At 72.2% G+C, this 11,907-nt stretch carries 10 protein-coding genes; 7 read left to right on the top strand and 3 right to left on the bottom strand.

Going from position 1 to position 11,907, the window contains the following annotated elements; translation table 11 throughout:
* The first annotated feature begins 1 nt into the window (after position 1).
* From nirB to KVF89_RS21280, 3 genes are read left to right on the top strand one after another with little or no spacing between them, the layout of a single operon-like run.
* Positions 2–2,809 carry a nitrite reductase large subunit NirB gene (gene nirB / locus KVF89_RS21295; RefSeq protein ID WP_306809805.1) on the top strand — a complete coding sequence of 936 codons (2,808 nt, stop codon included), beginning with the start codon at positions 2–4 and terminating at the stop codon, positions 2,807–2,809.
* Positions 2,806–3,930 (top strand): uroporphyrinogen-III synthase, encoded by a 1,125-nt coding sequence (locus tag KVF89_RS21285; protein WP_257428441.1) that lies wholly within the window; start codon positions 2,806–2,808, stop codon positions 3,928–3,930. The genes nirB and KVF89_RS21285 overlap by 4 nt, the downstream gene beginning before the upstream one ends.
* Positions 3,927–4,622, top strand: a complete 696-nt coding sequence (locus KVF89_RS21280; RefSeq protein WP_257428439.1) for a sirohydrochlorin chelatase — start codon at positions 3,927–3,929, stop codon at positions 4,620–4,622. The genes KVF89_RS21285 and KVF89_RS21280 overlap by 4 nt, the downstream gene beginning before the upstream one ends.
* A gap of 16 nt (positions 4,623–4,638) precedes the next feature.
* Here the strand turns inward: KVF89_RS21280 and KVF89_RS21275 are convergent, their stop codons facing one another.
* Positions 4,639–6,453 (bottom strand): DUF3352 domain-containing protein, encoded by a 1,815-nt coding sequence (locus KVF89_RS21275; protein WP_257428437.1) that lies wholly within the window; start codon positions 6,451–6,453, stop codon positions 4,639–4,641.
* A 126-nt stretch (positions 6,454–6,579) separates the two neighbouring features.
* The gene (locus tag KVF89_RS21270) at positions 6,580–7,074 is read right to left on the bottom strand and encodes a flavin reductase family protein (protein ID WP_257428436.1); all 495 of its coding nucleotides are present in this window, start codon (positions 7,072–7,074) and stop codon (positions 6,580–6,582) included.
* A gap of 105 nt (positions 7,075–7,179) precedes the next feature.
* Between KVF89_RS21270 and KVF89_RS21265 the strand changes: the two genes are divergently transcribed.
* On the top strand, positions 7,180–7,818 hold the full coding sequence (locus tag KVF89_RS21265) for a TetR/AcrR family transcriptional regulator (protein ID WP_257428435.1): 639 nt from the start codon (positions 7,180–7,182) through the stop codon (positions 7,816–7,818).
* Between the two features lie 7 nt (positions 7,819–7,825).
* Here the strand turns inward: KVF89_RS21265 and KVF89_RS21260 are convergent, their stop codons facing one another.
* Positions 7,826–8,629 carry a FadR/GntR family transcriptional regulator gene (locus tag KVF89_RS21260; protein ID WP_257428434.1) on the bottom strand — a complete coding sequence of 268 codons (804 nt, stop codon included), beginning with the start codon at positions 8,627–8,629 and terminating at the stop codon, positions 7,826–7,828.
* Between the two features lie 132 nt (positions 8,630–8,761).
* Here KVF89_RS21260 and KVF89_RS21255 point away from each other — a divergent pair, with 132 nt between their 5' ends.
* Genes KVF89_RS21255 through KVF89_RS21245 form a run of 3 tightly spaced genes read left to right on the top strand, consistent with a single transcriptional unit; the run spans position 8,762 to position 11,846 of the window.
* Entirely contained in the window at positions 8,762–9,496 is a 735-nt protein-coding gene (locus KVF89_RS21255; RefSeq protein ID WP_257428427.1) for an enoyl-CoA hydratase/isomerase family protein, read from the top strand.
* A gap of 9 nt (positions 9,497–9,505) precedes the next feature.
* Entirely contained in the window at positions 9,506–11,047 is a 1,542-nt protein-coding gene (locus tag KVF89_RS21250) for an AMP-binding protein (protein ID WP_257428421.1), read from the top strand.
* A gap of 4 nt (positions 11,048–11,051) precedes the next feature.
* Positions 11,052–11,846: an SDR family NAD(P)-dependent oxidoreductase gene (locus tag KVF89_RS21245; RefSeq protein WP_257428418.1), complete on the top strand. Its 795-nt coding sequence runs from the start codon at positions 11,052–11,054 to the stop codon at positions 11,844–11,846.
* Positions 11,847–11,907 lie beyond the last annotated feature (61 nt).

Raw genomic sequence — 11,907 nt, 5'->3', positions numbered from 1 at the left:
GATGAACCAGCGCAAGCAACTGGTGGTCGTCGGCCACGGCATGGTGGGCCACCGCTTCGTGCAGGCGGCGATCGAGCGTGGGCTCACCGAGACGCACGACATCACGGTCCTCGGCGAGGAGCCGCGCCCGGCGTACGACCGGGTCGCCCTCACCTCGTTCTTCGAGCGCGGCGCCGAGGCGCTCTCCTTCCTCCCCGGCGGCGCGTACGACGACCCGCGGGTCACGCTGCGCCTGCGCGCCGAGGTCGTGGCGATCTCCCCGCGCCAGCGGGTGATCACGCTCGCGAGCGGGGAGGACCTGCACTACGACGAGCTGGTGCTCGCGACCGGTGCGTTCCCGTTCGTGCCGCCGGTGCCGGGCAAGGACCTCCGAGGCGTCTTCGTCTACCGCACCATCGAGGACCTCGAGGCGATACGCGCGGCGTCGAAGAAGGCCAAGGTCGGCGCGGTCATCGGCGGCGGCCTGCTCGGCCTGGAGGCGGCCAACGCGCTGCACCAGCTCGGCCTGGAGACCCACGTCGTCGAGCTGGCGCCGCGGCTGATGGCGGTGCAGATCGACGACGGCGCCGGCTCGACGCTCAACCGGCACATCGAGACGCTCGGCCTCACCGTGCACACCGGCGCGATGACCGAGGCCGTGCTGGGCAAGGACCGGGTCACCGGCCTCGCGCTCAAGGACCGCAACCCGCTCGACGTCGACCTCGTCGTCTTCTCCGCCGGCATCCGTCCGCGCGACGCGCTCGGCCGTGCCGCCGACCTCGACATCGCCGAGCGCGGCGGCCTCCTGGTCGACGAGCACTGCCGCACCAGCGACGAGCACATCTGGGCGATCGGCGAGTGCGCGGCCCCGGGTGGGCGGATGTACGGCCTGGTCGCGCCCGGCTACGCGATGGCCGAGGTCGTCGTGGACGCCCTGCTCGGCGGCCGGGCGGGCGCCTTCACCGGCGCCGACATGTCGACCAAGCTCAAGCTGCTCGGCGTCGACGTCGCGTCCTTCGGCGACGCCTTCGCCGCCGACGAGGACGCTCTCGAGGTCGTGTACGCCGACGCGGTGGCCGGCGTCTACAAGAAGCTCGTCGTCAAGGAGCTCGCGAGCGGCGGCTACGAGCTGCTGGGCGGCATCCTGGTCGGCGACGCGTCGTCGTACGGCGTGCTGCGGCCGCTCGTGGGCTCCGGCATCGAGCTGCCGGACAACCCGGAGGAGCTGATCCTCCCGGCCTCCCGGGGCGGGGGGCTCGAGCTCGGGCTCCCAGACGACGCGCAGGTGTGCTCGTGCAACAACGTGACGAAGGCCGAGATCGTCGCGGCCGTCTCCGACGACGCGACGCTCAACGACGGCGGCCCGTGCACCGACGCGGGCTGCGTCACCGCGCATACCTTGGCGGGCTCCACCTGTGGCTCCTGCAAGACCGTGGTCAAGAAGATCGTCGAGGACCACTTCGCCGCGTCCGGCAAGGTCGTCGACAGGTCCCTGTGCGAGCACTTCGCGATGACTCGGCAGGAGCTCTTCGAGGTCGTCGCCGTGCACGGCTACAACCGCTTCGACGACATCGTCGAGGGCCATGGCCGCGGTCGGGGCTGCGACATCTGCAAGCCCGCCGTCGCCTCGATCCTGGCCAGCCTGCTCAACCACCACGTCCTCGACGGCGCCAACGCGACGCTGCAGGACACCAATGACGCCTATCTCGCCAACCTGCAGAAGAACGGCACCTACTCGGTCGTGCCGCGTATCCCCGGCGGCGAGATCACGCCCGACCGGCTGATCGTGATCGGCGAGGTGGCCCGCGACTTCGGCCTCTACACGAAGATCACCGGCGGCCAGCGGATCGACCTCTTCGGCGCCCGGAAGGAGGACCTGCCGGCGATCTGGAAGCGGCTGGTCGACGCCGGCATGGAGTCCGGCCACGCCTACGGCAAGTCGCTGCGGACGGTGAAGTCGTGCGTCGGCTCGACCTGGTGCCGGTACGGCGTGCAGGACTCGGTCGGCATGGCGATCGAGCTGGAGCTGCGCTACCGCGGGCTGCGCTCGCCCCACAAGCTCAAGGGCGGCGTCTCCGGCTGCGCCCGCGAGTGCGCGGAGGCGCGTGGCAAGGACTTCGGCGTGATCGCGACCGAGAAGGGCTGGAACCTCTACGTGGGCGGCAACGGCGGCGCCGTGCCCGCCCATGCCCAGCTGCTCGCCGGCGACCTGTCGCGCGAGGAGCTGATCCGCTACCTCGACCGCTTCCTCATGTACTACATCCGCACCGCCGACCGGCTGCAGCGCACCTCCACCTGGCTCGACGAGGTCGGCGGCCTGGACCGGGTCCGCGAGGTCGTCGTCGACGACAGCCTGGGCCTCGGCGACGAGCTGGAGGCGGCGATGGCCAAGCACGTCGACTCGTACTTCGACGAGTGGCAGGCGACCATCGACGACCCGGTGAAGCTCGCCCGGTTCGTCTCGTTCGTCAACGCCCCCGACCAGCCCGAGATCTGCCGGCTCGACCAGATCGCCCGGGAGTCCGGGGTCTCGGCCCTGATCGGCGGGGAGGCGGTCGCCGTCTTCCGCACCTACGACGACGAGCTGTTCGCGCTCTCGGACGTCGACCCCCGCGGTGGCGCCGCCGTGCTCTCCCGGGGCATCGTCGGGACGCGGACGGTCGTCGGCGAGGAGGTCCCCTTCGTGGCGAGCCCGCTGTTCAAGGACCACTTCGACCTGCGGACCGGCCGCTGCCTGGACGACACCGGCGTCGCGGTGGCGACGTACGACGTCCGCGTGGTCGACGGCGTTGTGGTCGTGGGCGCGCGGCGCGAGACAATCGCGTCGTGAGCGAGCTGCCCCTGTCCGGCTTCATGATCGGCGTGACGGCGGCGCGCCGGGCCGAGGAGCAGATCGCGCTGCTGGAGCGGCGCGGCGCCTCCGTGGTCCACGCGCCGGCGCTGTCGGTCGACCCCAACCGGATCGACGAGCCCGCCCTGCGTGCCGCGACCGAGGAGGTGCTCGACCAGCCGGTGGACATCTTCGTCGCCACCACCGGCATCGGCCTGAAGTCCTGGTTCACCGCGGCCGAGCGCTGGGGGCTGCTGGACGACCTCACCGCCCACCTCGGTGGCGCGGAGATCCTGGCCCGGGGTCCCAAGAGCGTCGGTGCGCTGCGCAGGTTCGGGCTGCGCGAGCTGTGGGCGCCGGAGTCGGAGGAGTTCGAGGACGTCCTCGCGCACCTGCGCGGACGCGACCTGCGGGGGCGGCGGATCGTCGTCCAGGAGCACGGCCAGTCGCTCTCGCTCGCGGCCCACGCGCTGCGCCGGCTGGGCGCCGAGGTCACCACGGTCGCCGTCTACCGGGTGGAGGGCGCGGCCGACCCCGAGCCGATGTTCGGGCTGATCGAGGCCGTCGCCGAGCGCCGGGTGCACGCGGTCACCTTCACGGCCGCGCCCGCGATCGCCGCGATGATGGAGGCCGCCGGCACCACCGGCCACCGCGACGAGGTCGTCGGTGCCTTCCAGGCCGACGTGGTCGCCTCCTGCGTGGGACCGGTCACCGCCGCCGCGTTCGAGATGTGGGGCGTTCCGTCCATCCACCCCGAGCGATCCCGTCTCGCCGCCATGGTCAAGCAGCTCGAGGTCGAGCTGCCGTCCCGGGCCGCCGGCACCACCCTCGAGGTCGCCGGCCACACCCTCCTGCTGCACGGCGACCTGGGCGATCGCGGCGTGCTCCTCGACGGCGTCGAGGTGCGGCTCTCACCCGCCCCGTACGCCGTCCTCCAGGCGCTCCTCGTCAACCCCGGCACCGTCGTCTCCCGCCGCGACCTGCTCGCCGCCCTGCCCTCCGGCACCGCCGGCTCCGAGCACGCCGTCGAGATGGCGGTGGCCCGTCTCCGCGCCGCCCTCGGCACCCGCTGCATCCAGACCGTGGTGAAGCGCGGCTACCGGCTGGCCGTCGCCCCGTGAGGCCCGCACCCCACCTCGTCACCGTCGCCCACGGCACGCGCACCGCGCCGGGCAACGAGGTCGCCCGGCTGTTGACCGCGGCCGCCGCGCGACGCCTCGGCTGGGACGCCACGACGACCTACGTCGAGCTGTGCGCGCCGCTGTTCGCCGACGTCGTCACGGAGGTCAGCGCCCCGGCGGTGGCGGTCCCGCTGCTGTTGTCGACCGGCTACCACCTGCGTCACGACCTGCCGGCCGCCGTCGCGGCCGCCGCCCGCGGCGATGCCGTCCGCCTAGGTCGGGCGCTGGGCCCCGACGCCCTGCTCGCCACCGCCCAGGTCGACCGGTTGCGCGCGGCCGGCGCCACCCCGGGCCAGCCGGTCGTCATGGTCGCCGCCGGCTCCACCGACCCTGCCGCCACGGCCGACCTCGACGCCGCCGCGCACCTGCTCGCCCAGGCCTGGGGTGCCCCCGTCCGCCTGGCCACCCTGGCCGGTCGGGGGCCGCGCCCCGCGCAGGTCGTGCGGCGCGGCGATGCCGTGGCGCCGTACCTCCTCGCCACGGGCCACTTCCACCGCAAGGCCCGGCACGACGCGTACGCCGCGGGGGCGACCGTCGTGGCCGACGTCCTCGGCCCGCACCCGCGCCTGGTCGACCTGGTCGTCGAGCGGGCGCTCGCGCTGATGCCCGTCGCGGCCCGGGTCCCGGCCTGACGGTCGGTCCTGAGGTTCAGTCGTCGAAGGCGACCCGGATGACGACGCGCTGTCGCTCGCCCTCGGCGGCCGTCACCGTGATGCCCGCGGTGTCGAGCGGCGCCAGGTCGGCGGGGCTGACGTCGCCGTCGGTGAGCTGGGAGACCCAGTCGCCCTCGTCGAAGTCGACGTAGGTGATCGTCAGGGCGCGGTCGGCGTCGGGCACCGCCTTCGCGAAGCGGTCCGAGTCACCGAGTGTCGTCCCCGATGCCTTCGCGACCTGTTCGACGAATGCGCGGTCGGCGCCCACCACCACGGCGTCGCCCGCGCGGGCCGACGGCAGGACGTCCTTGCCGCCGAGCGCGGCGCGCACCTTCTCCAACGCGGCCTCGACCTTCGTGGCGTCACCGGTGATCCGCGCCGCGATGGGTGCGTCGCCCGCGTCGTCCTCGAAGCTGAGCGCCTTCTCGAAGCCGGGACCCGCCACGAACGCGATGGTGTCCCCGCCGAGGTCCTCCAGGTCGTCGGGCGTGAGGCCCGTGGCCTTCTCGAAGTCGGCCAGCAGCTCGTCCGGCTCCTGGCCGAAGGACAGTGGGCCGTCGGTGATCGTCCGCTTCGCCCAGTCGTCCCCGAAGCCGCCGCCGAAGGCGAGGGCCGCATCGTCGGGGAGCGGGGAGAGCGCTGTCAGCGCGTCGGTGCCGTCGTACCTGCTCGTGTTGCCCGTGAGCAGCGGGTCGGCGACGACCTCGATCTCCAGCGCGCCGTCGTCGAAGCGTGCCACCCCGCCGAGCCCGGCGAAGTCCTCGAGCTGGCGCCGGACGTCGTCCGGCACGGGGACGGCGAAGTCCTCCATGATCTCCTCCTCGGAGATCTCCGGGAGCTCGTCGTCGGGCAGCAGGTCCGCGTCCTCGGGCATCTGCTTCTCGTAGAACTCGGCCATCTCCTCCGTGAGCTGGTCCTGCTCGGCGGGGGAGAGCTCGTCGTAGTTCTCCATCCGCTTCCAGAACCGCTTCTCCTCCGGAGACAGCTCGGCCTCCACCTCCGCCACGGCCCGCGTGCCGATGGAGGCGAAGCTCGAGAATGCCATCAGCGCGTCGACCGGGTCTGTCGACAGACCGAACGGTGTGCTGACGAAGAGCGACAGGAACGGATGCTCCTCGACGGCGTCCAGCAGGGCCCGCCCGGCCTCGGGGGCGGCGTACAGGGTGAGCACGCCCGCGTCCCCGGCCGCCGAGGTGAGCTCCTGGAAGTCGGCATCGTCCCCGAGGTGTGCGCGACCGCCGTCTGCGACGACCTGACGGGCGACCTCCTCGGTGCGGGCGAGTACGGCCCAACCGTCGCCGAGGGCATAGCCCACCTCGTCCCCGCAGGTCGCGACGGCCTTGTCCAGGCCGGTGCGCGCCTTCGCCGGGTCGTCGACCTGGAGCACGGCCACGGGCTCCGGATCGTCCTGCGGTACGACCGCCAGCGCTGCCCGGTCGCCCGCCCAGTCGGCGAGGTCGTCGTACCCGAGGTCGCAGCCGCTCTCCGCGGTCACCTGGTCGAGCAGCGAGCGACGCAGGTCGTCCTGGCTCTTGAGGCCGAGGTGCTTCGCGAGGCTCGGGAACCGCTTCAGGGTCTGGTAGGCCTCGATCTTCTGCCCGCCCGGCGGATCGAGGTCGATCCCGACGTAGGCGAGGGTGTCGCCCGGCAGCACCTCCGAGGCCTGCGGGCCCTGGGCGAGCCAGCCCTGCCAGGCCCAGCCGCCGGCACCGATCACCGCGACCACGCCGACCGTGCCGGCGACGGCGGCCACCCGACGCCTCCTGCCGGCGGAGGGGGTGGTCGGAGCGGACGGCGCGAACTCGGTCATGGGAAGACGGTAGGGGGCCTTCCGTCGTTCCGGGGAAGGTTCCCCGAATCCGAGACCCTCACCTCTACCGGCCAGGGGACCCGGCGAGCAAGAGGTGCCGGCCGCGGCGGTGGCCCGAGCGACGGGTCAGGAGGCCAGTCGGCGGTAGGTGCTGCCGTGGAACACCAGGGGCGCCACGGTCGTGTCGGACTGCAGGTCGTGGATGCGCAGCACCACGATGCTGTGGTCACCGGCGGCGATCTCGCTCTCGATGGCGCAGCTCAGCCGCAGCGGCGCGCCGTCGAGGAGGACGGCGCCGCCGGCGTCGGACGACCAGTCCAGCCCCGCGAACCGATCGGCGCCCTTGCGGGCCAGCTGGCGGCACTGGTCCTGCTGGTGCTCGCCGAGCACGCTGATGCCGAGCCGCCGCGCCGCGCGCAGCTGCGGCCAGGTCGAGGAGGTGTTCTGGGCGCAGACCGAGACCAGCGGCGGGTCGAGGGAGACGGTGGTGAACGAGCTCGCAGCCAGGCCCACCGGCTCGCCGTCCACGACGGCGCACACGGCCGTGACGCCCGACGGGAAGCAGGCGAAGGCGTCGCGCAGGGCCCGGGTGTCGGAGAGCTTCGAAGGCACGGTGGTCATCGTGGGGCCTTTCTCGGCGGGGAGGTCGAGGACAGGCCGAGCGTAGGAGCGCCCGGCAGCAATTGCAAGTGATTACTTACTTACATCTTTGCTAAGGTCGGCGACATGGATCAGCAGCCGCGCCGGCGGATGGGCGCCGAGGAGCGCCGCGCGAGCATCCTGCAGGCGGCCGCCCGGGTCTTCGAGCGCACCGGCGACCTGGGCTCGACGACGACGAAGATGATCGCGGAGGAGGCCGGAGTCAACGAGGCGATCCTCTACCGCCACTTCGCCAGCAAGGAGGAGATCTTCTACGACGCCGTGGTCGAGCCGCTGCGCGTGCCGATCCAGGAGTTCGTCGCGCATGCCGGGACCTCGGTCATGGAGCGGAGCCGCGCCGAGCGGGTCGCCTTCTTCGGCGACATCCTGCACGGCATGGTCGTCAAGCTGGCCGCGGAGCTGCCCGCGCTCGGGCTGGTGCTCTTCGGCGGCCCCGACGTGGCGCGCGGCTTCTACGCCAGTGCCTGGGAGCCCGCGCTACGCCGGCTGGCCGAGGACTGGCGGGCGATCTTCGAGTCGGTCGGCCATCGCGACTACAACGACCCGATGCTGTCCGCCGAGATCGTCGTCGGCACCTGCCTGAGCCTGGCTCTCGCCAAGCGCCACGGCGGACCTCAGGGTGCGGAGGAGCTTGCCCGCGAGAAGGCTCGCTGTGGCGAGATCGCCCGGATGATGTACGACGGTGTCTTCAAGTTCGCCGACTGAGCGTCGGTCAGCGGGTGCGCGGGCCGAGCAGGATCCGGCGGTTCGCGTTGTTGTCGAGCACGTGCTGGGGGTAGGCCCGAGCGTGACCGCGCGCCAGCGTCATCGCCCGCTTGCGGTCGCCCTTCTCGATGGCCGCGGTGATCTGCTCGTGCACCTTGAGCACCTCGGCGCGCTGGGCGAGCTCGGGGTAGTGCTCGGTGGAGACCGCCGTGTCGGCCCAGGCCCGCTCCTGGGTGCTCCACAAGGTGACCAGGGCGCCGACGCTGAGCCGGATGGTGGCGTTGCCACAGGCGTTGATCAGTGCCTCGTGGAAGTCGCGGCTGGTCGAGGTGAAGGCGGCGCCGTCGTCGAGCGACTCGCGCTGCTGGTTGATCAGGGGGCGGAGCAGCTCGGCCACGATCTCCTGGCGGTCCTCGCGCTCGGCCGCGAGCCCGACGCACAGCGGCTCGAGCTCGACCAGGGCGTCGGCGAGGTCCTTGAGCGGAGCGCGCTCGAACTGCAGCAGCAATGCCAGGGCGTTGGTCACGCCGCTGCGATCGGGGGCGCGGACCTCGGCGCCGCCGACGTTGCCGCGTCGTACGACGATGAGGCCCTCGGCCTCGAGGATCCGCAGCGCCTCCCGCATCGGCGGACGGCTGACGTTGAACTCGCGCATCAGGTCCTCCTGACGCGGCAGCAGCGTGCCCTCGGGGATGGCGCCACTGATGATCCGCTCACGCAGGAGGTCCGCGACGCGCTCGCCGATCGAGGGCTGGGACATCTGCTTGAGCCCGATGCTGCCGGTGAGCGACCCGGGGATGGACTCCGTCATCTGCGAAAGAAACCTCGATGTGTGGGTGGCGTCTGGTGTGACCGCATTGATTGTAAACATAGCGCAACCTGGGCCGGGGCTTTCGCCACGCGGATCTTGACGTATCTGTATAAAAGATGCACTCTTAGTGCCGTGAGCACCGAGAACGTGACGACCACCGTCGAATCCGGGATCCTGACCATCCGGATCCACCGTCCCGAGGCGCGCAACGCGCTCACCAAGGCGATGTACGCCGCGATCCGGGACGCGACCCGCGACGCGTACGTCGACGATGCCGTCGATCTCGTCCTGATCCGTGGCTCCGAGGGCGCGTTCGCGGTCGGGGGCGATCTCAAGGAGATGCTCGGCGACCTCGAGGCCGGTGGCCGCGGCCTGTTCGCCTACGACGAGTGCCTGCCGTTCGAGGCCGTGCGCTCGCTGCCGAAGCCGACGGTCGCCGTGGTCGACGGCCTGTGCATCGGCGGGGGGTTGACCCTGGCGTCGGTGTGCGACGTCGTGGTCGCCACGAGCCGTTCGAAGTTCGCGATGCCCGAGGCCCGGGTCGGCGTCGTCGACGCCCAGATGCCGCGGCTGTTCCGCAGCCATGTCCCGCCCGCCCTGCTGCGCTACTGGCTCTACAGCGGTGCCAGCTTCGGCACCGACGAGGCCTTCGCGGCCGGCCTGCTCACCAAGGTCGTGGCGCCCGAGGAGCTCGAGGCCACGGTCGACGAGGTCGTCGCGAACCTGCGCAAGGGTGCGCCGGGCGCGATCCGGATGTACAAGAAGATCCTCAACGAGACCCGGCACGTCTCCTCCATGGAGGACGCCCTGACGACCTTGTTCGGCCCCGAGGCGCAGGAGCGCATCGCGGCCTTCGGCCAGCACTGAGCCCGATCGATGTCGAAGATCTGGACCTTCCTGCAGGACCGCGCCCCTCTCTACGACGACGAGCGGGAGGCGCTCCGCGTCGACGGCCGGGGCCGTACCTACGGCCGGCTGCTCGACGACGTGGCGTCGCTCGCCGCCGGCCTGACCGAGATCGGCGTCGGCCCCGGCACCCGGTTCGCCTCGGTGGTCGACTCCTCCCCGGCGGCGGTCGACGCCTGGCTGGCCACGGCGTCGATCGGCGTCATCGAGGCGCCGCTCAATGTCAACTACCGGGGCCGGCTGCTCGCCAACCTGCTCCAGGACTGCGACGCCGAGTTCGTGCTCTGCGACGAGCGCCATCTGCCCGCCGTACGCGACGCCCTGGCGCTCACCGAGCTGGCGCCCCGCCTCATCGTCAACGGCACGGCTCCGGCCGGCGCTCTCGCGCTGGCCGACCTCTACCGGGACGGCTCACAGTGGTCGCCGACGGAGATGGACGCCGACGAGGGCCGGGTCATCCTCTACACGTCCGGCACCACCGGGCCGTCGAAGGGCGTGGTGCACAACCAGGCCGGCTGCCTGGCGCTCGCGTCGTACGTCGCCGAGGTCTGCGGCTACGGCACCGATGACCGGCTGCTCAATGTGTTCCCGCTCTACCACCAGAACGCCCGCTACACCGGTCTGCTCACCGCCCTGGCGGCCGGTGCGTCCTTCGACCTCGAGTCGCGGTTCAGCGCGTCGCGGTTCTGGGCGTTGTGTCGCGAGCGTGGGATCACCGCGTTCAACTACCTCGGCTCGGTGCTCACGATCATCGCGGCGACGTCGGTGTCCGCGCCGCCGCCGGCGGACCACGGCGTCAGGGTCGGCTGGGGCGCCGGCGCGACCGAGGTCAACCGCGTCCAGTTCCAGGAGCTCTTCGGCATCGACCTGATCGAGGTCTACGGCCTCTCCGAGGCGCCGATGGCCACCGTCAACCTGCCCGGCTCGGGCTGCGCGCCCGGCTCCGCCGGCCGTTCGGGCCGGTTCTTCGAGATCCGCGTCGTCGACGCCGAGGGCCGCGACCGGCCCGCGGGCGAGCCGGGCGAGATCGTGCTGCGGCCGAAGGTCCCCGACGTCTTCACCCGCGGCTACTTCCGCAACGACGCGGCGACCGTCGCGGCCACCGCCGACCTCTGGTTCCGCAGCGGCGACCAGGGCTACCTCAACGAGTCCGGCGACCTGTTCTTCGTCGACCGGGTCAAGGACGCGCTGCGCCGTAAGGGCGAGAACATCTCCGCCTTCGAGGTGGAGAGCGTCATCGCGGCGCACCCCGACGTCCAGGACGTCGCCGTGTACGGCGTCGCCGCGGGCTCCGGTGAGGACGAGGTGGTCGCGGCGCTGGTGCTCACCCGCGCCGTCGCCGACCCGACCGCGATCATCCGCGACGTCGCGTCCGACCTGCCCCGCTATGCCGTACCGCAGTACATCCGGGTCCTCGACGACCTGCCGCGTACCCCGACCCTCAAGGTGCAGAAGGCGGTGCTGCGCTCGCAGGGCCTGTCCGCCGACCACATCACGATCAAGGAGAGCTGACCCGATGGACCTTGGACTGCGCGACCGCGTCGTCATCATCACCGGCGCCAGCGCGGGCATCGGCGCGGCGACCGCCCGCCTGGCCGGCGCCGAGGGAGCGCGGCTCGTGCTCTGCTCGCGCGGCGCCGGGCGTCTCGACGAGCTCGCCGAGAAGCTGCGGGCCGACGGGGTCGAGGTCGCCACGCTCGCCGCCGACGTCGCCGACCCCGCGTCGAGCGAGCAGCTGCGCGACCTCGCGGTGGAGCGGTTCGGCACGATCGACGCGATCGTGCACGGGGCCGGTGGCTCGAGCGGCGAGCACCTCAAGGGGTTCACCGACGAGTCCTGGATCCGGATGATCACCCTCAACACGCTCAGCGCCGTGCGTCTCACGGTGGCCTGCGCACCGGTCATGCAGGCCAAGGGGTACGGCCGCGTGGTGACCATCGCCTCGACCATGGCCCGTGACCCCGACCCGCGGTTCGCGAGCTACGGCGCCTCGAAGGCGGCGCTCACGCACGCCACCAAGGCGATGTCGCGGGCCTACGCGAAGTACGGCATCACGGTCAACAGCGTGCTTCCGGGCCTGACCCGCAGCGAGTCGGTGCTCTCCGGATACGCGAGCGCGGCCGAGCACATGGGCACCGACGTCGAGACCGTCGAGGCCCGGATGATGCAGCTCCAGCCGATCGCCATGGGGCGTACCGGCGAGCCCGACGAGGTCGCCGGCGCCGTGCTCTACCTGATCTCCGAGGGTGCCGGCTGGACCACGGGTACGTCGATCGCCGTCGACGGCGGCACCATCCGCGACACCCCCTGACCACCGGCTCGCCGACGGACGGGGCCTCCGCGATGACAGGGTCTCGGCCGAACGGGCCTTC

The sequence above is a fragment of the Nocardioides carbamazepini genome, assembly GCF_024614185.1.
In the GTDB taxonomy this organism is placed as follows: domain Bacteria; phylum Actinomycetota; class Actinomycetes; order Propionibacteriales; family Nocardioidaceae; genus Nocardioides; species Nocardioides carbamazepini.
Note: the sequence above shows the minus strand (reverse complement) of the source record. Positions and strands in the feature narration are given on the sequence as shown.